Consider the following 25,110-nt stretch of genomic DNA (forward strand, 5'->3'; position numbering starts at 1 on the left):
TGTCCGCTAGGCAGTCAAATCCCTGGCGGCGTCGAAGGCGGTATCGAACATGCGTTGCACGGGCGGCGCGAATTCGCTGGCGAAGCTGGACAGCAGGAACAGCCCCAGCAACACCGTCAGCGGCAGGCCCAGCTGCATCGGATTCAGCGCCGGCGCGGCCTTGGCCAGCGCGCCGAAGGCCAGGTTGACCGCCAGCATCGCCACCATCATCGGCAGTGCCAGGGTGAGCCCGCCGCGCAGGATCTGCAGGAACAGGGTCGGCGCCACCTCGGCGAAGGCAGCGGCGTCGGGAAGCGCGGTGCCGATCGGCAGGGCCTTGTAGCTGTCCACCAACAATGCGATCACCGCCAGATGTCCGTTGGCCGCGAAGAACAGCAAGCCGAACCCGAGATAGAACCACTGCGCGATCACCCCCGAGGTGACCCCGCGCAGCGGGTCGGACATCTGCGCAAACGACAGGCCGGTGGACTGCGACACCAGTTCGCCGGCCATCGCGCCGGCCTCGAAGATCAGCTTGAGCATGAAGCCCATGCTGGCGCCCACCGCCAGCTCGCGGGCGACGCTGAGCACCGCCTGCGCGGTGAAACCGTCCCAGTCCGGCACCGGCGGCAGCAGCGGCGCCAGCACCATCGACAAGGTCCCGGCCAGCATCACCCGCACCCGTCCCGGCACCGCGCGGGTGCCGATCAACGGCATCGCGGTCAGCAGCGCACCGGTGCGCAGCATGGTCCACATGATCGCCCCGACCATCGCAAACGCGCGCTGGCCGTCGATCACCATCTGGGTGGCAGCATCCATCCGGCCGGGTCCGCTAACCGATCAGGTGCGGTATGCGCTGGAACAGCGCAATGGTGAACTCCACCAGATGCCCCAGCAGCATGCTGCCGGTGGCAAACAGGGTGGCCGTCAACGCCACCGCCTTGGCCACGAAGGCGATGGTCGGCTCGTTCAACTGGGTGGCGGCCTGCACCACACCGATCACGACACCGACGACCAGCACCGCCAGCAACATCGGGCCGGCAATCCACAGGACGGTGACCAGGCCACCACGCAATTCGGTCAGGGCGATTTCAGGGCTCATGGGTGTGGTGATGCAAGTGGGGTGCCAAAGGATGGGATTGGGGAATCGGGATTGGGGAATCGGGAATTGGGAATCGGGGGGGGGGGGCTGAAGCTGGTGCGACGGTGTAGGGGCTGACCAAGGTGCGGTCTGCAGAAGCTCGCCCCTCTCCAGCGGGAGAGGGGTACGAGGCGAAGCCACGCGTGTTGGGTGGCTCCGCTGGGGCACTGCGCAGCCGTGGGCTTCGGCCGCTATCGGCTGCACTGGCTGGCGCGCTTGCTGTCTGCTCTGCGTCTGTTGCTCGACTTCAGGACCCCATGCCGAAGCGGCAGGCCGGGTCGACACGCCGGCAGGGCGGCGCGCATGCCGACTTTGCGGCTACGACGCGTTGAAGCTCGCGGCCAATGTGCCCACCACCAGCACCCAGCCATCCACCAGGATGAACAGCAGGATCTTGAACGGCGCCGAGATCAACATCGGCGACAGCATCATCATGCCCATCGACATCAGCACGCTGGCGACCACCAGATCGATGATCACGAACGGGATGAAGATCAGAAAGCCGATCTCGAACGCCGTCTTCAGCTCGCTGGTCACGAACGAGGCCACCAGCACCGGGAACGGCACCGCGTCCGGGCCGGCGTACTTGCCGTCGCCGGCCATGCCGGCGAAGGTCATCAGGTCGGTCTCGCGGATCTGCGCCAGCATGAAGGCGCGCAGCGGCTGGGTGGTCAGCGTCCAGGCGGTCTGGAAATCGATCTGGTTGTTGAGGTACGGCGAGAGCCCGGCGCCCCACATCTTCTGCCACACCGGCATCATCACCAGCGCGGTCAGGAACATCGACAGCCCCAGCAGTACCTGGTTGGACGGGGTCTGGCCGGTGCCCAGCGCCTGGCGCAGCAGGCCCAGCACGATGGTGATGCGGGTGAAGGCGGTCAGCACCAGCAGCATCGACGGCAGCAGGGTGATCGCCGTCATCAGCAGCAAGGTCTGCAGCGGCAGGCTCACCGGCTGGTCGCCGATGCGGCCGACGCTGACATTGGGCAACGACGGCAACTGATTGGCGCCGGCCGGCGCGCTCGCAGGCGTGGCGGCGGGAGCGGCGGCCTGGGCCATGGCCGGCAATGCGGCGGGCGTGGCAGCGGCCAGCAGCGGGCAGCTCATCACCAGCAGGATCAGCACCAGGCGGAGGCTGCGCCCCCAGCGATTCCAACGACTCAACATGTCACGGGTCCTTGCGCAGCTTCTGTGCCAGCAGCTGGGCGAAATTGGGAAGTTGCTTGAAGTTGGGCAGGGTGGGAGCGGGCGCGGACGGCAGCGGTTCGGACAGGGTGTGCAAGGTGTTGATGCCGCCGGCGGTGACGCCGAGCAACAACTGCTGGCCGTTGACCTCCACCACCACCACGCGTTCCTTGGCACCCACCGCCAGGCTGGTCACCACCCGCAGGCCCTCGGTACTGCGGAAACCGCTGCCGGGCATGCGCTTGAGCAACCAGCCCAGGCCGACGATCAGCGCCAGCACCAGCAGCAATGCAAACACCGCGCCAAACAGGCTGGGCGAGGACGGCGCCTGCGCGCCGACCTGGGTGGCCTTGGCCGCGACCGGCGCGGCAGCGGCCAGCAGGCCGATCACCGCAGCCTCCGGATCCGTTCGCTGGGGCTGACCACGTCGGTCAGGCGGATGCCGAAGCGGTCGTTGATGACCACCACTTCGCCATGCGCGATCAAGGTGCCGTTGACGTACACGTCCAGCGGCTCGCCGGCGCCGCGCTCCAGTTCCACCACCGAACCCTGGTTGAGCTGCAGCAGGTTACGGATCGGGATGCGCGCGCGGCCCACTTCCAGCGACAGCGTCACCGGCACGTCCAGGATGACGTCCAGGTTGAGGTCGGTGGCATTCTGGTCGTGCTCGGCCTGCAGGCTGTCGAAGGTGGCAGGCGCGGCGTCGAGGATGTCGGAGTTGATCATTTGCTGGAGTCCTGGGAGGGAACGGCGCGTGGGGCTTGCACGCCGGGCGGGCGTACGGCGGTGATCTTGACGGCGTTGTTGCCATTGGAAACGCCGAATTCGCCGGTGAACAACGGAATGTCTTCCACGCACAGCGGCACCTGTGCGGGCAGATCGATCGGCAGGATGTCGCCGATCTTCAGGCCGGTGAGCTGGCGCAGGCTCATGCGCTTGCTGGCCAGCACGCTGGACAGGGTCACCTCGGCGGTATCCAGCTGCTCGCGCAGCATCACGTTCCAGGAGTCGTCGCGGTCGTTGCGGTCGCTCTGGATGCCGGCATCGAGCAGTTCGCGGATCGGCTCCAGCATCGAATACGGCAGGGTGATGTGGATCTCGCCGCCGCCGCCTTCCAGTTCGACATGGAAGCGGCACACCACCACGTACTCGCGCGGGGTGACGATGTTGGCGAAATGCGGGTTGATCTCCGAGTTGATGTACTCGAAGTCCACTTCCATCACCGGCGCCCAGGCTTCCTTGAGGTCGGCGAAGGTCTGCTTGAGCATCAACTGCACCACGCGCATCTCGGTGGCGGTGAATTCGCGACCTTCGATACGGGTGTGGTAACGGCCGTCGCCACCGAAGAAGTTGTCCACCACGGTGAACACCAGCGTGGGTTCGAACACGATCAGGCCGGTGCCGCGCAGCGGCTTGAAGCGGATCAGGTTGAGGTTGGTGGGCACATACAGCGAGTGCATGTACTCGTTGAACTTGACCAGGTCGATGCCGCGCACCGACAGGTCGGCCGAACGCCGGATCAGGTTGAACAGGCCGATGCGCCACAGCCGCGCGAAGCGCTCGTTGACCATCTCCAGGGTCGGCATGCGGCCACGGATGATGCGGTCCTGGCTGGACAGGTCGTACTGGCGCGCCTCGCCGGGCAGCGGCTCCGGCTCGGTGTTGACCGCACCCGAATCCACACCATGCAGCAGGGCATCGATTTCGTCCTGGGAAAGCAGATCGCTGACGCTCATGGGGCAGGCCTTACTGGGTGACGAAACTGGTGAACAGCAGTTCTTCGACGCACTTCTTGCCGGTCTCGCTGGTCATGACCTTCTGCGCTTCGGCCAGGGCGGCCTTCTGCAGCTTCTGCTTGCCGACCAGGTCGGCCACATCGGTGGCCTTGACCTGCGACAGCAGCATCAGCAGATGCGCGCGGATGGCCGGGGCGTTTTCGGTGATCAGCTTGAGGTCTTCCGGGTCGCGGGTGACCAGCTGGACTTCGACCTGCAGGTACTGCGGGCCGTCGCCGGGGTCGGCCAGGTTGACCACGATCGCCGGATCCATCGGGAAGTACTGCGCCGGCTTGGGCACCTCGGCCACCTTGGGCGCGGCGTGCTTGCCGTCTTTCTCCTCGCCCTTGTGGCCGAAGAAAAACCAGGCGCCGCCGCCGGCAGCGGCCAGCACCACGACCCCGACGGCGATCAGCAGAAGTTTCTTGCCGCCCTTCTTCTTGTCGCCCTTGTCGTCTTTGTCTTCGGTCTTCTTGGGTTTTTCCGCGGCTGCCACAGTCTGCTCCAGGGGGAATGCTCACCCAGTGGATGCAATTGGCATGCCAATCCGGCGACGGTTTCCTGGCGCGCGTGCAGCTTCAACGGCAAAACCCCCGCAGGCCTTGCGCTGCGAGGGGCGTGGGGTGCCGCACGAGCTTGCCGGCACCCAGGTTTCGGCCGCGCCGGGGCGCGCCCGGCGCGCACGCTCAGGCGTAGGCGTCCAGCAATCCACGCTGGCGTAACACCACCGACGGAATTCCGACGGGCGGGCTGTCGTCCAGGCTGAGGCCAGTGCCGTCGCTGCCGCCGCCGTTGCGGTTGCCGGACTGGTTCTGCTGTTGCTGGCCGACATCGGCCTGGCCGAGCTGGAAGCCGTTCTGGCCGAGCATGTCGCGCAGGCGCGGCAGGCTCTGCTCCAGCGCCTGGCGCACGTCGGCATTGGCGGAGCTGAAGCTGGCATTGACCTTGTCGCCGTCCAGATGCAGCCGCACCTCGACCGGGCCCATCTCGTTCGGGGTCACCTTGATGTGGGCATGGCCGATCTTCTGGTCGGCCAGCCAGCTCAGGCGCGCGCCGATGGCGTCGTCGAAGGTGTCGCTGCCCATCTCCGGGGTCGGCGTGGGCGAGGCGCTGAACACAGGCGCCGGGTCCTGCAGGCGGCCGAGCGCGGCCGCCGTGGTGGTCGGCAGCACGAACGCCGGGGCGTCCGGCGCGGCCGGGCCGGCGCTGTCGTCGGTGCCCGGGTCCAGCGCCTTGGTCGCCATGCTCATCAGCGCGGCCGCCTGGGCGTCGCCGCTCAAGGCGGTGACGGAGGTGGGCTTGGCGCCTGCGGCGGCAGCCGGTGCCAACGCGCCCAACGAGGGCAGGGCGGTGCCGGCGGTCGCGGGTGCGGTGGGTGTGGCCGCGTCGGTCGGCAGCGCGGTTGCGGCCGGCGTGGCGCCGGCCGCAGCGGTCACGCCGGCAGCCAGTGCCGCAGCCGCGGCCGCCAGCACATCGCCGCCGGGCAGCGCCTGCGCCAGCAGGCCCATGCCGAAGCCGCCCAGGCCCGGCGGTGGCCAGCCGGTGTCGGTGGCGGTGGCTGCGTCGGCCGGTGCGTCTTCGCCGTTGCTCGCGGTCTTGCTGCCCTTGCCGGTCTTGGCGGTGCCGGTGGCACTGCTGCCGTCGGCGGCAGCCGGTTCCTTGGCGGTGCCGGACTTGGCGGCCTTGGCATCGCCGTCCTGCGCGCGCGGGCGTGCGGTGGCATCGCCCGGCGCATCGTCGCCGTGGTCGTCGTCGCTGCGCTGCCTGTCGGACTGGTTGGGCTTGGGCGCAGCCTGCTTGGCCGGCACGCGCTCGGGCGCCTGCGGCGGGGCCTGGTTCGGCGTGTTGGCCGGGTTGAGCATGCGCGCGAACTGGTCCTGGCCAGCGTCCGGCTCGGACGAGGGATCGCTGTAGCTGGATTTCTTGCCGGTGCCGGCGAGTGCGCCGAGGCCGGCGGCAAAAGCGGACAAGGGGTTCATGCGGATTCTCCGTGGGTATCTTCGCTGCGGGCCAGGCGCGAACGACGCGCGCCGAGGTCGTCCATCTCACGCTGGTCGCGGCGTTCGATCACCTTGTTCTCCTGCGCGCGGTAGCTGGCGGCCAGTTGCTCCAATACCTGCTTCTCGCGGCTGGCCAGCAGCAGCCGGGTGCGCTCGGCTTCCACCTTGTTGCGGTTGGTTTCCACGGTCTGGGCCTGCTGCAGCACGGCGCTGTCGAGCCGGTCCAGGAAGGCGCGGCGGTTGCTCAGCGCCACGGCGCTGGTGCCGGCCATGTGGCTGTTGGCGTATTCCTCGGCGTAGCGGCGCAGTTCGTCCAGGCGTGACTGGTGGGTGTCCAGGGCGCGCTGACGCTCGGCCAGGTCGCGCGCGACCTTGTCTTCCTGTTCCTGGGCGCGGCGCAGCAGGGGGTCGATCCGTTTGGATTGCATCATGGATTAATTCTCCGGTTCCACCAGCTGCTGCAGCGCGGACAGGCTGTCGCTCAGAACCGACGCCTTGTGCACATCCTGGCCAAGGAATTCGACGATCTCCGGCCAGCGCGCCAGGGCTTCGTCGGTGGCCGGGTCGCTGCCGCGCTGGTAGGCGCCGATGGCGATCAGGTCGCGGTTGGCGGTGTAGGCGGACAGCAACCGCTTGAGCTTGCGGATACGCAGGCGCCAGGTGTCGTCGGCGATGTCCTGCACCACGCGGCTGACCGAGGATTCCAGGTCGATGGCCGGATACAGGCCGCTGTCGGCAACCCGACGCGACAGCAGGATATGGCCGTCCAGGATGGCGCGTGCGGCGTCGGCGATGGGGTCCTGCGGGTCGTCGCCCTCAGTCAGCACGGTGTAGAAGGCGGTGATCGAGCCGCGCCCCTTGGCGCCGTTGCCGGCGCGTTCCACCAGCGCCGGCAATTTGGCGAACACCGACGGCGGGTAGCCGCGGGTGGTCGGCGGCTCGCCGACCGACAGGCCGATCTCGCGCTGCGCCTGGGCGAAGCGGGTCAGCGAATCCATCAGCAACAACACGTTCAGGCCCTGGTCGCGGAACCATTCGGCGATGGCGGTGGCGCGGTAGGCGCCATGCAGACGCGCCAACGGCGGGCGGTCGGCCGGGGCGGCCACCACCACGGCGCGACGCAGGCCTTCCTCGCCCAGCGTGGTTTCGACGAAGTCGCGTACTTCGCGGCCACGTTCGCCGATCAGCCCGACCACGATGACGTCGGCCGAGGTGAAGCGGGTCATCATGCCGAGCAGCGTCGATTTGCCGACGCCGGAGCCGGCGAACAGGCCCACACGCTGGCCGCGGCCGATCGGCAGCATGGCGTTGATGGCGCGCACGCCCACGTCCAGCGAGGTGGTGATGGGCTCGCGCGCCAGCGGGTTGATCGACACGCCGGCCATGCTGACGCTGCCTTCGCCGCGGATCGGGCCCTTGCCGTCGAGCGGGGTGCCGTCGCTGTCGATGACGCGGCCGAGCAGGCCTTCGCCCACCTCCACGCCGCCACGGCGCCGCGAGGGCACCACGCGGGCATTCGGTAGCAGGCCATGCAGCTCGGCGCTGGGCATCAGGTAGGTGCGTTCGCCGGCAAAGCCGACCACTTCGGCATCGACCCAGCCGCCGTCGACTTCGACCTTGCAGGTGGCGCCCATCGGCGCCTCGCAGCCGGTGGCTTCCAGGGTCAGGCCGACCGCGCGGCGCAGGATGCCTTCGCGGATCAGGGTGCGGCCGGCGCTCGGTTCCAGCCCGAGCCCGCTCAGGCGGGTGGCCAGGCGCAGGTTGCGCGCGTCCAGCCAGTCGGCCGGGGTGGCGCCCAGCAGGGCGCTCACAGGCCCGCTCCGGATTTGCGCATGACTGTCTCCAGCGCGGCCCGCAGGCGCGCGTCCAAGGTGCCGTCCACGCGCACGCTCTCGGCATGCACGCGCAGGTCGCCGCGGCTCAGGCTCAGGTCCGGGGCCACGCGGGTGGTGCTGCTGGGCGCCAGATGCGGCAGCAGCGCGGTGATGTCGTCCGGGTGCAGGCGCACTTCCACCTCGCGGCCGGCGCCGCCGACCGCATCGATGGCCTCCTGCACCAGCTCGGCCAGCAGCTGCGGGTCGGCCTGGTAGGCACGCCCGACCAGCGAGCCGGCGATGCGCACGGCCAGCTCGCCGAGCGCGCCGACCACTTCGTTCTCCAGCCGCGCCAGTGGGCGGGTGAAGTTGTCCAGGATGCCGTCGATCTGCGCGGTCAGGCGGCGCACTTCGGACTGGCCCTGGGCAAAGCCTTCGGCATGGCCGCGGGCGAAGCCTTCCTGCTGGGCGGCGTCTTCGATCGCCTGGATCTCTTCCAGGGTCGGCGGACGCAGCACCGGCTCGAGCACGGCCGGCTCGTCGTACTCCGGCGCCGGCGGGGCCGGCTCCAGGTGCAGGTCGGGGGCCAGCCAGCGGGTGACGATGTCGTTCATACCATCGCCTCCGCACCGGCGCCGCCGAGGCTGATGGCGCCTTCGTCAGCCAGGCGGCGGACGATGGTGAGGATTTCCTTCTGCGCCGCTTCCACGTCGGCCAGGCGCACCGGGCCGCGCGCTTCCATGTCCTCGAGCAGGATCTCGGCGGCGCGCTGGGACATGTTGCGGGTGATCTTCTCGCGCACCTTGACGTCGGCACCGCGCAGGGCCAGGCCCAGGCGCTCGCCGGAGACCTCGCGCAACAGCGTCTGCAGGCCGCGGTCGTCCAGGTCCACCAGGTTGTCGAACACGAACATCAGGTCCTGGATCTTGCCGGCCAGGTCGGCGTCGATCTTGCCGATCTCGCCCAGCACGCCCTGGTCGGCGCCGGTGTCCAGGAAGTTGAGGATGTTGGCGGCCACCTTGATGCCACCCACATTGGACGACTTGAGGTTCTGGTTGCCGGAAAACTGGCGCTCCATGATGTCGTTGAGCTCGCTTAGCGCATTGGGCGGGATGCCGTCCAGGGTGGCGATGCGCAGCAGCACGTCGGCGCGGGTGCGCTCGGGCAGCAGCTTCAGGGCCTCTGCAGCCTGGTCGCTGTCCAGATGCGCCATGACGATGGCGATGATCTGCGGGTGCTCGTTGCGCACCAGGTCGGCCACCGCGCGCGGGTCCATCCACTTCAGGGTGTCCAGGCCGGTGGTGTTGCGGCCGAGCAGGATGCGGTCGATCAGGCCACCGGCCTTGTCGGCGCCCAGCGCCTGGATCAGTACGTTGCGGATGTAGTCGTCGGCGCCCACGCCCAGCGAGGTCTTGCCGGCCAGTTCGCCGTTGAAGTCGTCCATCACCTTCTCGACCTGATCGCGCGAGATGCCGGTCATGGTGGCCATGGCGATGCCGATCTTCTGCACCTCCTTGGGGTCCATGTGCTTGAGCACTTCGGCGGCGTCGCTTTCCCCAAGCGACAGCAGCAGCACGGCGGCGCGCTGTACGCCGGTCATCGGTGGTGTATCAGGCTTCACTGGCGACCCATCCCTTCACGACTTGTGCGACACGTTTTGAATCGGCTTTGACTGCTTCGCGTGCAAGACGCATGCGTTCTTCGTAGGCGTCCGGCAGCGCGATCGGGTTCTTGCGGTCCTGACCGAGCTGGGCGGTGTCCTCTTCCAGGCGCGGCATCAGGTCGTCATCGTCGACCATCCGCACGTCGGCGCTCTGCGGAGTGCCATCGTTGCCGCCCTTGGCCTGCTTTTCCTTGATTGCGGTCACGCCGGTGAGCTGGCGCAGGGTGGGGCGCACCACGCCGAACAGCAGCGCCAGCACCACCACCGCACCGACCAGCAGGCGCAGACCGTTCTGCACGCGCGGGTCTTCCCACCACTTCGGACCTTCCTCGCCGGCCACCGCTTCGCGCACGAACGGGGCGTTCATCACCGACACCGTGTCGCCACGGGCCGCGTCGAAGCCCACCGCCTGCTTGACCAGGCCCTCGATGCGGGTGAGCTCGGCGGCCGTCAGCGGCTGCTCGACCATCTTGCCCTTGGCACCGGGGCGCGGGACGTTGTCCAGCAGTACCGCCACCGACACCCGTTTGATGCGGCCGGCCGGCTGGCGGGTGTGTTGCAAGGTCCGGTCCAATTCGTAATTGCGGGTGGCGCTCTTGGAACTTTCGGTCGGCGCGGCCGGTGCGGCGGCCTGGCCGTTGGCAGCGGCCGGGGTGCCCGGTGCGCCGGCAGTGGCGTTTGCGGCTGGCGCCGGCGGCTGGCCGGGACTGTTGCTGGTGGCGCCCGGGGGGCCCTGCGGGCCGGTGGCGCTGGTGCTGGTGTCGCTGACCTGTTCGCTGCGCAGCTTGGCCGGTTCGCCGTTGTAGAGCTCGCGGGCTTCCTCGACCACCGAGAAGTCCATGTCCACGCTGACTTCCGGGTTGACCCGGCCCGGGCCGGTCATCGGCTCGAGCAGCTCGCGGATACGCTGGTTGTAGGAGCTTTCCTGGCGACGCACCTGTTCGAACTGGGCGGCATGCTGGGCAGCGTCGCTGTTGGGATCGGCGATGGAGAGCATGCGGCCGCTCTGGTCGACCACGGTGACGCGCTCGGGGGTCATGTCCGGGATGCTGGAGGCGACCAGGTTGACGATGGCATCGACCTGGTTGCGCTCCAGGCCCTGGCCGCCGCGTAGCTCCAGCACCACCGAGGCGCTGGCCACGTCACGCTGGCGGGTGAAGGCGCTGGGCTTGGGAATGGCCAGATGCACACGCGCCTCGCGCACCGGGCGCAGGGTGCCGATGGTGCGCGACAGCTCGGTTTCCAGGGCGTGCTGGTAGCGGGCGTTTTCGACGAACTGGCTGACGCCGAAGCCGGGGTCCTTTTCCATCAGCTCGAAGCCGCCGCCGGTTTCCTTGCCGGTCAGGCCGGAGCCGGCCAGCTTCAGGCGGGCGTCGTACAGACGGTCCTGCGGCACCGAGATGGCGCCGGTGTCCTGGTCGATCTTGAACGGGATCTGCGCGGTGCGCAGCAGGTCGGCCGCTTCGGCATTGCCCTTGTCGTCCAGGCCGGTGTACAGCGACTGGTAACCGGGCTTCTGCGACCAGAAGAACACCGCCAGACCGGCCGCCACCGCCACGGCGATCATCGCCATCATGGTCAGCTTGCGGGTGATCTGCAGGCTGCGGACACGGTCGAACCATTGCCCCGCCTTTTCGGCGTTCTGGTTCATGTTTTCTTTGGTGATCGCGAGAGCCATGTGTCGTCAACCCTTACAGCGGCATGTTCATGACGTCCTGGTAAGCCTGGACGAGACGGTTGCGGACTTCCACGGTGGCGCGGAAGGCCACCTGGGACTGCTGGGAGGCGACCATGACCCGTGCCAGATCGGCACTGGGGTCGCCCATTTCAAAGGCCTTGGCCAGCGCGCCGGACTTCTGCTGGGCCTCGTTGACGCCGCCGATGGCGCCGCGCAAGGTCTCGCTGAAGCTCGGTGCCTGGGTGGCCGGTGTTCCCTGCGTGCCGGCCAGCCCCTGGATCTGATTGCCGCGCGCCGCATCGCCCACCGCGCCCATCGGGCCTTGGCCCATCTGCGTCTGGTAGCTGCGGATCTGCGAGAGGATGGAGGTAACGGAGTCGCTCATGGGTGCGGTCAGCCAGGGAGGCATCCACACCAATGCAAGCGGCGTGCCGAAACTGCGCCGGGATTCCGGCGCCGGGGGCGGGGAGGGGCTTTAAGTCAGCCGCGGATGGGTCCGGCGCTGGGCGATGGCCCAGGAGTATTGGGTGCAGAGCGTCGGATCTGCGGCTTGGCTGCAGAGCCCTTGGCCCGCCCACCATCGCAGGACACGCCGCAAGTACGTCCGTGTAGGCGCTTACGCGGCATCCCTGCCGCGTAAGGTCCCGCGACGGTAGGCGGACAAGGACCAGGCGAGACGGCAGTGCATGCACCCGCGGCCTCGATCGACTAATCCGGCAACCACGCCTCACGCCAGCGATCAAGATTGCGTCCGGTGAGCATCCAGTCGCGGCGCACCACGTCACGCAACGCCGCGCCCTTTGCCGCCGAAGCGGCCGGGTCGGCCAGATGCTCGCGGATCGCGCCGATCCAGTCGCGGTAGCGGTTTTTCACCAGGGTCACCGGCAGGTTGCCCTGGTAGCAGCGCACATCGCTGGCGATCACCGGGTAGCCGCAGGCGCCGTATTCGAGCAGGCGCAGATTGCTCTTGCACTCGTTGAACAGGTTCTGTTCCACCGGCGCCAGCGCCAGATCCAGATCCAGCGCCGCCAGTGCGGCCGGGTAATGATCGATCGGCACGCCAGGCTGGAACTGATGGATGTGCTGGCGCAACGCGAACGGGTACATCCCCATGAACACCCATTCGACCTCGTCGGCCAGCTCGCGCACCACATCGGCGATCAGTTCCAGGTCGCCGGTGTGACTGACGCCGCCGGCCCAGCCGATGCGCGGCTTGCCGCCCTGGCGCTGCTTGCGTTCGCTGCCTGCGGGCAGGTGCTCCCACCAATGCGGCGGCAGGCGGTTTTCGGCCACGCGGATGTCGCCATGCAACCCGGCGAACGCCTCGGCCAGGGCCGGGGTGGACACCACGAAGCGGTCTACCATGCCCAGCCCGCGCCGCACGGTCTTGAGGATGTCCTTGGGCATGTGCTCGCGATGCGCGTTCTTCAGCGGCAGGTTGGGCAGGTAGTCGTCCAGCTCGTAGACCTTGAACGCGCGCGACAGCGCCTGCATGCGCCGCATCGCTTCCAGTCGCGGCTCGCCGACCTGGCGTTGCAGGATCACCACGTCGGGATCCTGGCGCGCCAGCTCGCTGATCTCCAGATAGCCGTTGAACAGCACGCCTTCGACCATGCCGGCTTCGCGCAGGGCGCGCAGCGGCTGGATTACCCGGTAGTGGCCGCAGCCTTCGATATCGGCGGGCAGGGCGATCATCGTCGGTAGCGGTCGCCACGACTGCAGCGGCCGCCAACTGGCGCGCGGGTCGGCCAGTTGGAAGCCGGCGCCGGGGTCCAGCGAGAAGCCGGGGTTATAGGCCGGGTCGTTGGCCATCACCGGCAGCCAGCGCGCATACATCGCTTCTTCGTCGAGTGCAGTGGCGGGCGTCGCGTCGGGCGGGTCGATCAACAGCTGCGCGCGCGCGGCGTAGACATTGAGATAACCGGCCTGCTGCAGGCGCAGACACAGGTCGACGTCGCTCCATTGCGCCAATGCCGGTTCCTGCGCAAAGCCGCCGGCGTCCAGGAACAGCTGGCGCGGCAGCATCAGGCATTCGCCACTGAGCGCGCTGTAGTTCTGATCCAGTTGCAGGCGCTGCAGATAGCCCGATTCGTCGAACGCCGCACCTGCGAAGGCGCGTGCTGCCGGTGCGCCCAGGCCCAGCAGCAGGCCGGCGTGATGCACGGTGCCGTCGCCGCGCAGCAGCTTGCCGGCCACCGCGCCGACCTCCGGGCGCAGCGCGTGGTTGAGCAGCTGCGCCAACCAATCAGCCTTGATCGCTGCGGCACCGGCCGCCAACCACAGCAACACCTCCCCACGTGCCTGTTCGGCTGCCGCATTGCAGGCTGCCTCGCGCGAGGGCGCACCGTCGAAGCGCAGCACGCGGATCTGCTGCAGGCCGAGGTTGTCGATGCCCGCCAGCCAGTCGCGCAACCCCGGCTCGGCGCTGTCGCCGCGATCCAGCAACAGCAGCTCGTAGTGCGGGTAGCCGGTGTTGGCGAGCACGCTTTCCAGGCAGCGTTGCACCTGCGCCAGGCGTCCATCCACCAGCACCAGGATGCTGACCAATGGTTGCTGTGCATGCCGGTAATCCACCGCGTGCCGGCCGGGGCCGTTGCTGCTCACCACTGCGTCCAGGTACCCGCGCGCGGCAAGATGGCGGCTGATGGCGCGCTGCTCGTCTTCGTCGCCATGCCGCGTGGTGGCCGATGCCACCAGCAAGGGTTCGGCGATGTGCTGGATGCAGGCCAGGCCGTAGCGTTCGACCAGCCCAAGCTGGTAATCCAGTTCGAAGGCGTCGCTCGTTTCGGTTGCAAAGCCGCCATCGGCCACTAGTGTCTGGTGCCGGAACAGCCAATGCCGCGACATCGTCGACGGTGAACTGAGCAACATGTCCAGATACAGCGCCGGCCGCATCGCCAGCCCCAGCTGACCGCCGTCCAGCGCGACCACTTCATCGGCGTAGATGGCCTGACACGTGTCCGGCAGCGCGAGCATCTCCAGCGCCAGCATCAGCAGGCCGCTGGCGGTGAACAGGCTGCCGGCCTGGACCAGCAGCACCCAGTCGGTGGACTGTTGCGTGGCGATGGTCCGATTGAGTGCGGGCACCAAGCCGTCCGGACCGATCAGCACGCCGTACTCGCCGTGCTCGGCGGCCTGCTGCGGCGAGCTGCTGATCACCCAGGTCTGCTGGTTCCGATAACACGCCACCGCCGCCAGGCTGGCCTGGGTTGCGGCCACCGCCGCCGCATCGCCGTCGCTGTCGACCACCATCACTGCGATCCGCGGGCCGCCCGCATGCGCCTGCAAACGTGCATCGATCAAGGCGCGCTGCACGGTGCTGGGATGACGCACCCCCAACCAGGTGGCCGGCGACACGCGCTCGGCCATTCCTGCGCTCTGCATCAAGGCGTTGACCAGATCCACCGACTTGAACACCCGCGCCTTGTGCGGGCTAAGCGGGGCGACACGCACCTGGCGGTTGTCGCCGCCCTCGCGCCGCCAGCCGAGTTGGCGGATGCCCTGGCGCAGGTCGTCGTGACCTTGATCGCCGATACCGGGCTGATCGCGGCCGGCCTGACTGAACTGCGCGCTGGACACGCGGAACTGCGTGAGCGGGCTGGACAGAAAGGCCAGGTTGCCGTGACGCAGCAACTTGACGTAGATCGCCAGATCTCCAACCCAGTGGATGGCCTTGCCGTTCAACATCATCAGCTCGCCACCCAGCGCCACCAGGTCGTCGCGCCGTGCAAGCACGCAACTCGGCTCGCCGATGAAGTTGATGGCGTGGTCAGCCAGGAACGACACCAGCTCCGGCCCGTCGATCAGCACGTCCTCGGCAAACGGGAAGCTGGTGGCCAGGATGTCCGGCAACGGCGCACCGTCATCGTCGATCCGCAGCCGGCGCGAGGACGCCAGCGCGGTGCCGGGGTTGCGCTCCATTGCGCCGACCAGCTGCGCGACGCAGTCCGGCTGCAGCACATCGTCGTCATGCAGGAACTTGACGTACTCGCCCTGTGCCAGCCCAATGCCTTTGATGGTGCTGAGCAGTTCCCCGAGCCGCGGCTGGTTGCGCACGTAGCGGATCGGAAACGGCGCATCGACCAGCCTGGGCGTCAACAAGGCCTCAATAGCGCCATCGGCGTTGTCGTCGCAGATCACTAGCTCCAACGCGGTGTAGGTCTGCGCCAGCACGCTGTCCAGGGTCTGCACGAAATAGCGCGGCTTGTAGGTCGGCATGACGATGCTGACGAGGGAAGGGGAAGCCATGCAGAGTTCACCGTGTTCAAAGTTGGTGGGTGCCTGAGCAACAGACGATACCGATTTGGCTTGAGATGCAAAATGCATGCCTCGCGCGGCTTTCTGGTGGAGATCATTCCCGCAGCAAGAATCGCTTCACGTGTGGATGAGTTCGGTGGACTAAAGTACTTGGCGAGTAAACTCTTCGGTGATAGAGGGACATTCGATGCGCCCTGAAGCTTCAGTCTGAAGAATTCCTGTTTGCACTGGCCTTGGCGCACGTTGCGTGGCGTGTAATTTACGCATGGAAAATTTTGACGTTAAAGTAAGCTTCGTGTTAAGTTCATTTTTAACATCAGCTGAGTTACGGATCACATGTATCCATTTTTTTCTCGCCAGCAGCTCGTTAGAGAAATTTTTGAATTGCGGGATTCACTCGCGAAGCCGAACGGAATTTTTCCTACTTGGTTCGATAAAGAGCCGAGAGATTTTCTCGAGAATCAAAGGTTTATCATATGCGGGTCGGGATGTAGGTCTGAAATTCGCGTTTTGGCTAGACATGCCAACGTCGTTGCGATTGTCGACGACTTATTGCATGAGCGTCAGGAGCAAATATTCGGGATACCCATCATCAGCTCTGATGCCTGGGTGGGGTTGGCTGCGGGTCGGTCGGATGTCGTTTCTTGCATCCTTACACCTGGCGCGACGGGCTTTCAGCACTTCACTAAAATCGCTGATCAATGGGGCTTGCATACACTTCTTCCTCTGCAATTTCTGCAATTGCTCGAATCGTGCAATATTGACCGGCATGGTGAAGGTGGCAGATTCTTTTGGTACGGCTACGAATTCTTCAGCGCTGCCATCAAGGACCTTGATCGTCTTGTAGACGTTTCAAATCAACTGGTTGATGAATACTCGCGCTCGACATGGTTATGCATATTGCTTTATCGATTGACTTTGAATCCATTTTATCTCGAAGCGTGTGCGGTAGGTTATGGCGGAAATGGATTCAGCCTAAATTCCTACTCCACTAATCGTCAATTTCTTAGCTTCAGTGATCAAGAGGTCTACGTGGATGGTGGCGCTTTTAACGGCGATACCATAGAGGGCTTCTTGCGCGCATGTAAAGGCCAGTTTAAGCGGATCCATTCTTTTGAGCCATCCGTTAGCAATAACAAGTTGATTCGGACACGCCTTAATCTGTTGCAGGATCAATATTTAAAGCCTTTGGCCGCTTCTGTTGTTCTTCATGAAAAAGGGTTGTGGGATTGCAATGCAACTCTCAGGTTTAATCCAGGGCAGATTAGTCCTGGCTTCGAAATTTCTGAACCTACTCATCCGCAAACCGCTCATTTATTGGATTCCAATATCATTGAGCACATGTATGGAAAATCACTTGAAGATGATGTGTCGGTAACCGTGCCTGTCACGACTATTGACGATGCTACTGAAAGAACGGCAACATTTATCAAGTTGGAGATAGAGGGTTCTGAACTCAAGGCGTTGCATGGTGCGCGAGAAACAATTGAGAAAAATCGACCAAAAATGGCAATTTCCATTTATCATAAGCCTGAAGATCTGCTGACATTGACGGATTTTGTTAACGAAACGGATAAGGGTTATAATCTTGGCTTTCGCCAGCATAATCGTCTATGTCCCGATGCAATGGTCCTATATTGTTTTTAGGAGAGATCTAAAAAATTTGCCGGACTTCGATTCCAGTCTGCTGGGGGGCGTTATGACGGCGCTATGCTTTTCAGGAAGTTCAATATTTTCCCGGGTTCAGGAACGGCCGACTTGAAAAGAACATTGTTGCGGGCGTCTGTCACTGCTCTATCTTTTCCAAGTCGTGAATTCTCCTGGGCTTACGCCACCCAGGGCGGTGGTGCGGCACCGGCGACGGGCGATGCATACAAAACGAGGTCGTAGTAGTGGGCGGGGCAGTGCTGGCGTAGGCGGAAGTGATAGCCATCCACCAATTTGTCCAGTTGTTCCACGATATCCAGTAAATCCTGGGCGTAGTGGTACACACAGATGGCCATGCGGGGGCGCTGGGTGCGGATGAGGTGAGATGCGCCTTCTAGTGCCCTGGCTTCAAACCCTTCGATGTCCAACTTCAGTAGCGTCAGCTTTTCCAATTCGTCGTCCAGACGTGTAGTAGCCACGGAGATTCCGCCATCCGGCGATACATGGCTGGAAACGGTGCCGGTTTCCTCGAAGCGCAGCGTCTTATGTTCGTTGGAGATGGCTTTTTTGATGGCCTTGAAATTGTGCGGGGGAAGGGGGAGGGCGCTGGCGATGCCCTCCAGTTTCTGGAAGTTGATGCTATCGGGTTCAAAGGCGGTGATGCTTTCGTAGCGATAGCGGGATGCTTCCAGAAACTTGTGGACGATGGGGCCTTGGAAGGCACCGCCATCGCAGAAATGTTCACGCGTGCCCAGCTGGAACGTGCTGGTATCGGCGTATTCTGAAAAGTACTCGTTGATCGGCGTCGCCCAGCAGCCCAGCAGGAGGCTGGAATCGTAGGTCAGGCGGAACAACAGGTTGCTATAAAGCGTAAAGATGCTGAATTCGTCGTCCAGTCGATCCGCAAAGCGCAGAAATTCTTCCAGGCGCAGAAGCGTCCGCTGACCGTATACCTGGGCAGGCTCGTATACGGCGAGCAGCCCACAGTGGGCAACGGCCAGGCAGGCATCTACCCTTTCAATTCCTGCTTGCTCGCAGAGCTCGCGGGCCAAGCCCGATTCCCTCGGGCTATAAGAAAAGTCGATGGCCAATGCCTGGGGATGCTGGGCCGCTTGTTCGATGAACTGGCGAGAACTCCAGCGCGGCACCCCATGAACGGTGTCGCTGTCGCTTGGCTGGTCATCAACGGCGGCTATTACATGGCTGGAGTGCTGGACGATCTTTGAGCCATAAATGTTGCCAATGCCCGAGCGCGGATGGAGCAGAAAGAGGGGGCGCTGCTCGAAGTGTGGCATCAGTGGATTCAGGGAAGGCGCAACGCTCAGTTGCTCAATGCCCCAACTGGTGCAGAGGTGATTTGCAAACGCCCGTCCGCGCGGGGCTGCAAGAGAAAATCGATAGCGATTGCATCGGCATACTGCCCCGCCTTGGCAAGAAATTCCTGACTGCTCCAGCGGGGCGCGCCGTGAATGCGGTCAAGGTGAATGCTTTGGTCATCAATTGCCGCAACAACATGGTGCAGGCCGGCAACGACCCTGGGACCATGCGCCATGCCAAGATAGGACTCGGGAGCGAAGAGGAATACAGGGCGGTTAACAATCGCGGGTAGGTACGCAATGACGTCCTTGAGTGCTGGGCTTTCCTGCTCCGCAATACGTAGAATTCGTTGGCGAAGCTGCTCATTTCTCGAGTTCACAAACGTCATCTCTCGTAGGTGAATGTGCTGTCGTAGCGGGCGTCGAAATAGATCTTGGCAGGCACGTCACCGCTGTAGACGCCTGGCCAGCGAAATTCGCAGCTTCGTCCCACCTTGATGCCCCCGCGCACGATGGTGCCGGTCCGCAGGATGCTATTGCCCTCGATCTCGACGCCCGCGCCGGCATGGATAACGGTGTTGTAGTCGATCTTGCACCCGCTTTCTTCTTGCGCGTGGGTGAATCAATAGATTTCAAGGTCGGTTCTGTCCGGGGCCATGGGTCGGAAATCTCGCCCTGAGGGCCGCGGTAATCTCTGTAAGACGGATCGCTGTTAGCGCAGGTGCCGGCGTAAGTCGTCCCAGTCCAGCAGGTCGGTGGCCACACCGCGCGCGGCCAGTAGGTCTGAGTACTGCTGTAAATCGTAGGACAACGCTGTCCGCAGCGAATCGAACTTCGGTGCGTTGAAGTCGGGGTCCTGCTCATCGAAGGGCAGGTCGCGGCTTGAAAAGCCAAACTTTACGTCATCCGTCTCGGGTACCTCGCCGATCAGCCTCGACAGGAACTTCGCGCGGTTCGCCTTCTCTTTCAGCTTATCGAGCGAGACCAGGATCAGGTCTTCCGGGCGGTACCGATCGAGGAAGCTTTTAATGCCGATGTAGTAAAAGCTCGACACCAGGACAGACATGAAGGGGAAGCTCCGGCGAGTCATCAGGAACGCTGCTTCGTAGTCCAGCCGGCCTGCGAAGTCTCCTTGTCGGAGTCTGTCGATCTCGGCATCGAAATGATGCTCGACGTAACCAGAGGAAACCCGAGGGAACATGCGTATGTGAAGGTTCTTCTGTTCCTGGTAGATAGTGGATGCGGTGATCGTTGGCGCTCGCGTTCCATCCCGGGTCGTGGTGGTTCCAGAGGCCTTCAGGTAACTGTCGGAAAGCGCCAGCGACTCGCTCTCCTGGAGGGCGTTGATCTTCTTCATGCGGTAGGAACTCCAGGTCCGCTCAAAGGGATTGCGCAGGCACAGCACGATCCGGGTGCCATGCTCGGGCAGCCGCGAGATCGCATAGGGGCTGTGGGAGTAGCCGACGCTGGCATCCAGCCACGGCAGCTGTGCCGGTGCGGGCAATTGCGGCTGCGTGCCGGGAATCAGGTAGCCATGCGGTTCTTTGATGTCCTCGACCAGATATTGTGCGATCCCGTTTCTAGTCAGCCAGCCGGCCAGGGGAGTGGTCCCGCATTTCTCCATGCCGGAGAGGAATATGTAGTTGGTTTTCATGGTGCGACAGCCGTGCGGCCCGTCTCCTCCGTTACTGTCCGTAGACCAGGATGGGTTCGTCATAGCGGCTGTCGTACACCGTGCGGCTGGGCACGTCACGGTTGTACAGTCGTGGCCAGCCCAGTTCGCAGTGGCGGCCGATCCGGACACCAGGGCTGACCACCGTTCCCATACGCAGGATGGCGTGCGCGCCGATCTCGCTGCCCTGGCCGATACTTACGCCGATGTCGCACCAAACTGAGGCGCGCAGATGTGTACCAGCTCCGATCTTGACACCGCTATGCAGTACGGTGTTGTAATCGACACGGCTGCCCGCGCCAATCACCACGCCATCGCCGATGAAGCAGTTGCGGCCGATTACTGCATCGGCAGCGACCACGGCCGAAGTGCTGACGAAAGGCTCCAGGCTAAAGCCGCGCGCCATCGCCAGCTGCATCAGCTCCATGCGCTTGAAGTTGCCGAAGCGCTCGTCGAACGCCACGAACATGGTCCCATCGCTCGGATTCAGTCCATCCAGTACGCCAAGATCGAATTCGTATTCCGCGTCTTGTGGCACATCGATCCTGATAACCGCCTCGTCCTGACGCGCCTGCTTCCAGGCGTGAAAGGCCAGGTCGAGGTATACGCTGCTGCCGATGATCCACCTAGATTTCATGTTCGGTCTCCATCAGCACCGTGTACCAGCGTTCGACCAGGCGATTCATGGATTCGTAGGCACCCTGGGTGGGTAGCGGAGCATCCGTGTGCAATGCCGCCTGCACCCGCTCCATGATGTCCACGTCTTCGCCCACCACCACCTTGCTGCCGTGCATCTGTGCCAGTAGCACTTGGCTGGAAGAACCGTAAGGCTGTTTCCTGCGTGCGCTAAACCAATAGATTTCCAGGTCGGTCCGGTCCGGTGCGACGGGGATGTGGTGTTCCAGCGTGAAGGAATAGCCGCCGTTGGGACTGGCGATATGCAAGTTCGGGAAGGCCAGCCAGTTGAAGTAGGCATCCTGCTTGCCCCAGCGTTCCACTTTCTCGTGCCAGCCGAAGTGCTGAAGCCTGGGGATGGGTGCTTCCGGTCCGCCGAAGCTGAAGCGACGCATTTCGCACCGCAAGGCTGCGGGCGATGTGTCCTGCAAGGCTCCCATGGACTCCTTGGCTTGTTCCTCGTTTACCTGGGGAACGAAGCTGACGCTCTTGGCCAGTGTCTTGGGGTGGACGAAGCGCGGGTGATTGGCGTCCCGCAGATTCTCGTAGGCCAGCTTCCAGTTGTACCGGCCATGCCATGTGGTCACCATGACCTCGGTGTCATAGGCATTGGAACTGCTTTCCAGCAAGGCGATGAAGTCTGCCGAAAACTGCTCCTCGATGGGCATTGGGTTGGGGTCGAGGTTGACGAACAGCAGGTTGCCGATGGCGCGCAGTGAGAATTCGCGCAGCTTCAGGTTGTCCCTTTCACTAGTGGCCAGGCGATAGATCGCATCGCAGTCCGGGATGTTCTTTACCCGGCCTTGTTCGTCGTAACTCCAGGCGTGGTAGGGGCAAACCAAAGGCCGGCAACCGATAGCACCGGTTTGAATTAGTGCACTGCGGTGAAGGCAGACGTTCTCGAACGCACGGATTTGGCCGTGGAAGTTCTGGATCAACAGGGGAATGCCCGCGATCTTGCGGGTGATGAAGCAGTTGTTTTCCCGCAGCAGTGTCTTGAGCCCTGCAAACAACCAAACCCGACGGAAGATCTTGCGCTGCTCGCGCTCAAAGATTTCCTGCGACAGGTAATACTTGGGGTGCATCCGGGAGCGCATCGATCAGTCTGCTGGGTTGTTTTTGTGGAAAACAATTTTGGCCGGATTGCCGAACACCGTGGCGCCGGCCGGTACGTCCTTCATGACCACCGCACCGGCTCCGATGACCGCGCCATCACCGACCTTGACGCCTGGCATCAGGGTAGCGCGTGGGTGCACGGTGACGAAGTCGCCGATCTGCACGCCACCGCCCATGAACGTCATTGCGCCAACGTGCACGTAGTCACCGATGCGTACATCGTGCCCGAGCATGCTTTGGGCATGGATGGTGACAAAGTCGCCCATGCGCACGTCCGGCCCGGAATGGACCAGCAAACCAAAGAAGCAGCCCTGGCCGAAATGCACCCGCCTGCCCAGGCGGACGTCGGTGCAGATTGGAATGAACCGCCCGCCCTTTTCGAGGATCGGCAGAGCATAGCGGTGGCGGTCGTAGGGATTGCCCATCGCACAGACGAATACATCGTCAGGCTGGGGCAGATAGCTCATCGGATCGCCGATGATCGGCGTATCGACCCCGTAGCGATCTAGGATATCGGCGCGGCTGTCCAGGAACCCGCCGATCAGCCAGTCCTTGCTATGCCCGGCATCGTTACGCATTTGCTCCAGGACTTCGCGGCCCCAGCCGCCGGCGCCGATAATGAGTGCGCGTTCCATCAGAGCACCGCCCCGCCGTCCATGACCAGGCTGGTGCCGGTGACCCAGCGGCTGGCGTCGGACAGCAGGTAGACCGCAGCGTTGGCGACATCTTGCGGTGTGCCCAGACCCAGTGGATGGCGCGCGCGTTGTTGGTTCAGCAGTTCATTGAGCCCGTTGTCCTCGCCCCAAAGGCGCGGAGTGGGCACGGCCGATGGCGAAATCCCGTTGACTCTCACGCGGTGCTTCGCCTGTTCCAAAGCTAAGCACCGGATAATGCCCAGCAGGGCGGACTTCATTGCCGAGTACGGCCCCACGCCGCGTGTACCAATATGCGCGGAGGTGGACAGCATGAACACGATGGAGCCTTGCGCGTTAATGGCATTGGCTTGCAGCAGACGCTGCGTCAGCATGACCGGTGCCAGGAAATGAACCTGGTACATGCGCGTCATCAGTTCTTCCTTCAGTTGGCGGATCGGCGACAGCATCTGCCCGCCGAAGCAGTGCACGACGCCGTCGATGCGCTGGCTGGCTTGCACCAGGCGCTCCCGGTCCTGCGAAACAGTCAGGTCGGCCTGCACCTGCACATGCCCATCGCCGGCCAGTTGCGCATGGGTTTGCTGGAGACGCTCGGGATCGCGACCGCTGATGACCAGGCGCGCGCCACGCCGTGCGCAGGTCAGCGCGATTTCCTGGCCAAGGCCGGACGATGCGCCGGTGACCAGGATGGTCTTGCCAGTAAGGGAAAAGGCTTTGCGAGTCGGATTGCTCATGCGTAGATGTCCATCGGCACGGTCAGGCCACCATCTACGACGAAGTAGTTGCGGGTGACCCAGCGACTTGCGTCGGATAGATAAAACACCGCCGCATAAGCCACGTCTTCCGGTTCACCCAGTCCCAGCGGGGTCAGTTTGGCGTGCTCGTCGATGTTTCCGCCGCTCTTGTTGAGGCCTTCAAGCATTGGCGTGCGCACGTAGCCGGGCACGATGCAGTTGGCGCGGATACCGTGCTTGGCCACTTCCAGTGCCAGAGTGCGCATTGCGCCGAGCAGGGCTGACTTGCTGGCGGAGTAGGCGGCAGTGGCCACAGGACCGATGTGCGAGCCCACCGCCGAGATGAATAGGATCGAACCTTTGGCGTTGATGCGCTTTTTCGCCAGCAGGCCGCGCGTCAGTAGCAGCGGTGCATAGACATTACTGGCGAAGGTTTCGTCCAGTTGCGCGCGGTTGATCATCCGGAATGGTGCTAGCCGGGCGATGCCGGCCGCGTGTGCGACGCCATCCAGGGCACCGACCGAAGCCACCAGATGGTCGATGTCCTCCTGCTTGTCCAGATTGGCGATTACCTGCTCATGCCCGGTGCCTTCAAGTGCGGCGAAGGTCTCGGCCAGGCGGCCTTCGTCGCGGCCGCTGATGACCAGTTGTGCGCCGATCTGCGCGCAACTCAGCGCGATCTGTCGTCCGATGCCTGACGATGCGCCGGTGACCAGGATGCGTTTGCCCTGCAACGAGAACGGGTCGTTGGGATCGAGGGCGATATTCACGACTCGATCAACGCGGGAAACACCGCGCCTTCGATATCAACCAGGCAGGTACCCCAAGACAACCCGATCCCGAAGCCCGAAAGAAGGACACGCTTGGGGCCAGATTCCAGTTCCTTGTTGATCCGTGCGGTCATGGTCAGGGGCAGCGATGCGCCGCTGGTGTTGCCGAAGTCGCGCAGGGTGGACGGTACCTTTTCGATCGCAAGGCCGAGCTTCTTGCGAATGGTCTCGTTGATCATCCGGTTGGCCTGGTGGAACACGAAATAATCGATGTCATCCTTGCTTACACCGGCATACGCGATCAATTTTTCGACTGCGGGGGGAACGCGCTGGGTCGAGAAGCTGAGCACGGCGGTGCCATCGAGCTGCAGATCGGTGGCCCGGTGCCAGCGATCCTTCTCGTTTTCACGATAGGGCAGCAGGTGCTGAATGGCGACAGGCTCGCGTTGACCACCCACCGGCAGGATGATGGCTTTGTAGCCGCTGCCATCGCTGTTGAGGTCGAAATACATCGGCGGCGCGTCGGCGCTAAATTCCAGCGCGGTGGCGGTGCCGGAATCGGAGAAGATCGGGTCTTCCAGATTGGCGCTGCGGTCGCCGACCAATAGCAGGCCTTTCTTGACGCCGCCGGCGGCGATCATCGAGCCGAGCAGGTTGATGCCGAACGGGTAGGCCGAGCAGCCCAGGTTGACGTCGAAAGCGACTGTGGCATGCGACAGCCCCAGCCGGTCCTGCAGGATGATCGCGGTGGCCGGGATCGGGTAATCCGGCGATTGGGTCACCACGATCAATGCATCGATCTCCTCACGCTTCCACTGCAGGCGCTCCAGCAGCACTTCGGTCGCATCGAAGGCCAGGTCGGAAAAGCACTGCCAATCCGACGCCATGCGGCGCGTCTCGATGCCGATGTTGCGCACCAGACGCTCGCGCTCGGAGCGGATCTGCGGGCGGCAGTCGGTGAGATTGGATACCACCCGCTTCGGCACGCAGGTCGCCATGCCGGCAAAGCGGACGTTGTGCAGCGTGGAGGTCGGCATG

Annotated in this window: 23 protein-coding genes and 2 pseudogenes; 1 reads left to right on the plus strand and 24 read right to left on the minus strand. The window is 64.2% G+C overall.

All coding sequences use genetic code 11. From position 1 onward, the window contains the following. Positions 1–6: 6 nt before the first annotated feature. From fliR to GGR73_RS04885, 15 genes are all read right to left on the minus strand, one after another. On the minus strand, positions 7–798 hold the full coding sequence (gene fliR, locus GGR73_RS04815) for a flagellar biosynthetic protein FliR (protein WP_024937668.1): 792 nt from the start codon (positions 796–798) through the stop codon (positions 7–9). Between the two features lie 13 nt (positions 799–811). Continuing rightward, complete coding sequence (locus GGR73_RS04820) at positions 812–1,081, minus strand: flagellar biosynthetic protein FliQ (protein WP_005917968.1); 270 nt, start codon at positions 1,079–1,081, stop codon at positions 812–814. Positions 1,082–1,438: 357 nt separating this feature from the next. Further along, complete coding sequence (gene fliP / locus GGR73_RS04825; RefSeq protein WP_046342548.1) at positions 1,439–2,284, minus strand: flagellar type III secretion system pore protein FliP; 846 nt, start codon at positions 2,282–2,284, stop codon at positions 1,439–1,441. A 1-nt stretch (position 2,285) separates the two neighbouring features. Continuing rightward, a complete protein-coding gene (gene fliO / locus GGR73_RS04830; RefSeq protein WP_024937666.1) occupies positions 2,286–2,693 on the minus strand; it encodes a flagellar biosynthetic protein FliO in 408 nt (135 codons plus the stop codon). Beyond that, positions 2,690–3,028: a flagellar motor switch protein FliN gene (gene fliN / locus GGR73_RS04835; protein ID WP_016904992.1), complete on the minus strand. Its 339-nt coding sequence runs from the start codon at positions 3,026–3,028 to the stop codon at positions 2,690–2,692. The genes fliO and fliN overlap by 4 nt, the downstream gene beginning before the upstream one ends. After that, a complete protein-coding gene (fliM, locus tag GGR73_RS04840) occupies positions 3,025–4,038 on the minus strand; it encodes a flagellar motor switch protein FliM (protein ID WP_016904991.1) in 1,014 nt (337 codons plus the stop codon). Before fliM ends, fliN begins: the two co-directional genes overlap by 4 nt. 10 nt (positions 4,039–4,048) lie before the next feature. Next, positions 4,049–4,573 carry a flagellar basal body-associated FliL family protein gene (locus GGR73_RS04845; RefSeq protein WP_016904990.1) on the minus strand — a complete coding sequence of 175 codons (525 nt, stop codon included), beginning with the start codon at positions 4,571–4,573 and terminating at the stop codon, positions 4,049–4,051. Between the two features lie 190 nt (positions 4,574–4,763). Further along, on the minus strand, positions 4,764–6,056 hold the full coding sequence (locus GGR73_RS04850; protein ID WP_184455856.1) for a flagellar hook-length control protein FliK: 1,293 nt from the start codon (positions 6,054–6,056) through the stop codon (positions 4,764–4,766). Continuing rightward, a complete protein-coding gene (gene fliJ, locus GGR73_RS04855) occupies positions 6,053–6,508 on the minus strand; it encodes a flagellar export protein FliJ (RefSeq protein ID WP_104622651.1) in 456 nt (151 codons plus the stop codon). The genes GGR73_RS04850 and fliJ overlap by 4 nt, the downstream gene beginning before the upstream one ends. Positions 6,509–6,511: 3 nt before the next feature. Beyond that, positions 6,512–7,888 (minus strand): flagellar protein export ATPase FliI, encoded by a 1,377-nt coding sequence (fliI, locus tag GGR73_RS04860; protein ID WP_046342558.1) that lies wholly within the window; start codon positions 7,886–7,888, stop codon positions 6,512–6,514. Next, entirely contained in the window at positions 7,885–8,505 is a 621-nt protein-coding gene (locus GGR73_RS04865) for a FliH/SctL family protein (RefSeq protein ID WP_024939589.1), read from the minus strand. Before GGR73_RS04865 ends, fliI begins: the two co-directional genes overlap by 4 nt. Further along, complete coding sequence (fliG, locus tag GGR73_RS04870) at positions 8,502–9,491, minus strand: flagellar motor switch protein FliG (RefSeq protein ID WP_024939590.1); 990 nt, start codon at positions 9,489–9,491, stop codon at positions 8,502–8,504. Before fliG ends, GGR73_RS04865 begins: the two co-directional genes overlap by 4 nt. Positions 9,492–9,501: 10 nt before the next feature. Further along, complete coding sequence (gene fliF, locus GGR73_RS04875; protein WP_016904679.1) at positions 9,502–11,232, minus strand: flagellar basal-body MS-ring/collar protein FliF; 1,731 nt, start codon at positions 11,230–11,232, stop codon at positions 9,502–9,504. Between the two features lie 13 nt (positions 11,233–11,245). Continuing rightward, positions 11,246–11,617 (minus strand): flagellar hook-basal body complex protein FliE, encoded by a 372-nt coding sequence (fliE, locus tag GGR73_RS04880; protein ID WP_006449786.1) that lies wholly within the window; start codon positions 11,615–11,617, stop codon positions 11,246–11,248. 323 nt (positions 11,618–11,940) lie between these two features. Continuing rightward, the gene (locus tag GGR73_RS04885) at positions 11,941–15,450 is read right to left on the minus strand and encodes a glycosyltransferase (protein WP_184456496.1); all 3,510 of its coding nucleotides are present in this window, start codon (positions 15,448–15,450) and stop codon (positions 11,941–11,943) included. A 375-nt stretch (positions 15,451–15,825) separates the two neighbouring features. On the opposite strand from GGR73_RS04885, the gene GGR73_RS04890 reads away from it, so the two are divergent. Next, positions 15,826–17,136: an FkbM family methyltransferase gene (locus tag GGR73_RS04890; RefSeq protein ID WP_184455858.1), complete on the plus strand. Its 1,311-nt coding sequence runs from the start codon at positions 15,826–15,828 to the stop codon at positions 17,134–17,136. A gap of 179 nt (positions 17,137–17,315) precedes the next feature. Here the strand turns inward: GGR73_RS04890 and GGR73_RS20190 are convergent. From GGR73_RS20190 to GGR73_RS04945, 9 genes and pseudogenes are all read right to left on the minus strand, one after another. Next, a pseudogene (locus tag GGR73_RS20190) lies at positions 17,316–18,841 on the minus strand (FkbM family methyltransferase). Further along, positions 18,838–19,047, minus strand: a pseudogene (locus GGR73_RS04905) (UDP-3-O-(3-hydroxymyristoyl)glucosamine N-acyltransferase); the annotation flags it as partial. The pseudogenes GGR73_RS04905 and GGR73_RS20190, both read right to left, overlap by 4 nt. A 117-nt stretch (positions 19,048–19,164) precedes the next feature. After that, complete coding sequence (locus tag GGR73_RS04910) at positions 19,165–20,106, minus strand: hypothetical protein (RefSeq protein WP_435004067.1); 942 nt, start codon at positions 20,104–20,106, stop codon at positions 19,165–19,167. A 31-nt stretch (positions 20,107–20,137) separates the two neighbouring features. Then, positions 20,138–20,761, minus strand: coding sequence for a UDP-3-O-(3-hydroxymyristoyl)glucosamine N-acyltransferase (locus tag GGR73_RS04920; protein ID WP_184455862.1), 624 nt, complete (start codon positions 20,759–20,761; stop codon positions 20,138–20,140). Beyond that, positions 20,751–21,896 carry a Rieske 2Fe-2S domain-containing protein gene (locus tag GGR73_RS04925; RefSeq protein ID WP_184455864.1) on the minus strand — a complete coding sequence of 382 codons (1,146 nt, stop codon included), beginning with the start codon at positions 21,894–21,896 and terminating at the stop codon, positions 20,751–20,753. The genes GGR73_RS04920 and GGR73_RS04925 overlap by 11 nt, the downstream gene beginning before the upstream one ends. A gap of 3 nt (positions 21,897–21,899) precedes the next feature. After that, positions 21,900–22,550 (minus strand): acetyltransferase, encoded by a 651-nt coding sequence (locus GGR73_RS04930; RefSeq protein ID WP_184455866.1) that lies wholly within the window; start codon positions 22,548–22,550, stop codon positions 21,900–21,902. After that, on the minus strand, positions 22,550–23,302 hold the full coding sequence (locus tag GGR73_RS04935; protein WP_039515090.1) for an SDR family NAD(P)-dependent oxidoreductase: 753 nt from the start codon (positions 23,300–23,302) through the stop codon (positions 22,550–22,552). The genes GGR73_RS04930 and GGR73_RS04935 overlap by 1 nt, the downstream gene beginning before the upstream one ends. Next, positions 23,299–24,072, minus strand: a complete 774-nt coding sequence (locus GGR73_RS04940) for an SDR family NAD(P)-dependent oxidoreductase (RefSeq protein ID WP_102254468.1) — start codon at positions 24,070–24,072, stop codon at positions 23,299–23,301. The genes GGR73_RS04935 and GGR73_RS04940 overlap by 4 nt, the downstream gene beginning before the upstream one ends. After that, positions 24,069–25,109, minus strand: coding sequence for a ketoacyl-ACP synthase III (locus GGR73_RS04945; RefSeq protein WP_154831966.1), 1,041 nt, complete (start codon positions 25,107–25,109; stop codon positions 24,069–24,071). Before GGR73_RS04945 ends, GGR73_RS04940 begins: the two co-directional genes overlap by 4 nt. Position 25,110: the final 1 nt, after the last annotated feature.

The sequence above is a fragment of the Xanthomonas sp. F14 genome, assembly GCF_014199865.1.

Excerpts from the sequence above, each read along its gene's own strand:
- GGR73_RS04890 (WP_184455858.1), top strand. The coding sequence starts at position 15,826 with ATGTATCCATTTTTTTCTCGCCAGCAGCTCGTTAGAGAAATTTTTGAA.
- GGR73_RS04935 (WP_039515090.1), bottom strand. The coding sequence starts at position 23,302 with ATGAGCAATCCGACTCGCAAAGCCTTTTCCCTTACTGGCAAGACCATC.
- fliN (WP_016904992.1), bottom strand. The coding sequence starts at position 3,028 with ATGATCAACTCCGACATCCTCGACGCCGCGCCTGCCACCTTCGACAGC.
- GGR73_RS04920 (WP_184455862.1), bottom strand. The coding sequence starts at position 20,761 with ATGAAATCTAGGTGGATCATCGGCAGCAGCGTATACCTCGACCTGGCC.
- GGR73_RS04820 (WP_005917968.1), bottom strand. The coding sequence starts at position 1,081 with ATGAGCCCTGAAATCGCCCTGACCGAATTGCGTGGTGGCCTGGTCACC.
- GGR73_RS04945 (WP_154831966.1), bottom strand. The coding sequence starts at position 25,109 with ATGCCGACCTCCACGCTGCACAACGTCCGCTTTGCCGGCATGGCGACC.
- GGR73_RS04885 (WP_184456496.1), bottom strand. The coding sequence starts at position 15,450 with ATGCCGACCTACAAGCCGCGCTATTTCGTGCAGACCCTGGACAGCGTG.
- fliM (WP_016904991.1), bottom strand. The coding sequence starts at position 4,038 with ATGAGCGTCAGCGATCTGCTTTCCCAGGACGAAATCGATGCCCTGCTG.
- fliR (WP_024937668.1), bottom strand. The coding sequence starts at position 798 with ATGGATGCTGCCACCCAGATGGTGATCGACGGCCAGCGCGCGTTTGCG.
- fliP (WP_046342548.1), bottom strand. The coding sequence starts at position 2,284 with ATGTTGAGTCGTTGGAATCGCTGGGGGCGCAGCCTCCGCCTGGTGCTG.
- GGR73_RS04865 (WP_024939589.1), bottom strand. The coding sequence starts at position 8,505 with ATGAACGACATCGTCACCCGCTGGCTGGCCCCCGACCTGCACCTGGAG.
- fliF (WP_016904679.1), bottom strand. The coding sequence starts at position 11,232 with ATGGCTCTCGCGATCACCAAAGAAAACATGAACCAGAACGCCGAAAAG.
- GGR73_RS04910 (WP_435004067.1), bottom strand. The coding sequence starts at position 20,106 with ATGAAAACCAACTACATATTCCTCTCCGGCATGGAGAAATGCGGGACC.
- fliE (WP_006449786.1), bottom strand. The coding sequence starts at position 11,617 with ATGAGCGACTCCGTTACCTCCATCCTCTCGCAGATCCGCAGCTACCAG.
- fliG (WP_024939590.1), bottom strand. The coding sequence starts at position 9,491 with ATGACCGGCGTACAGCGCGCCGCCGTGCTGCTGCTGTCGCTTGGGGAA.
- fliJ (WP_104622651.1), bottom strand. The coding sequence starts at position 6,508 with ATGATGCAATCCAAACGGATCGACCCCCTGCTGCGCCGCGCCCAGGAA.
- GGR73_RS04930 (WP_184455866.1), bottom strand. The coding sequence starts at position 22,550 with ATGGAACGCGCACTCATTATCGGCGCCGGCGGCTGGGGCCGCGAAGTC.
- GGR73_RS04925 (WP_184455864.1), bottom strand. The coding sequence starts at position 21,896 with ATGCGCTCCCGGATGCACCCCAAGTATTACCTGTCGCAGGAAATCTTT.
- GGR73_RS04850 (WP_184455856.1), bottom strand. The coding sequence starts at position 6,056 with ATGAACCCCTTGTCCGCTTTTGCCGCCGGCCTCGGCGCACTCGCCGGC.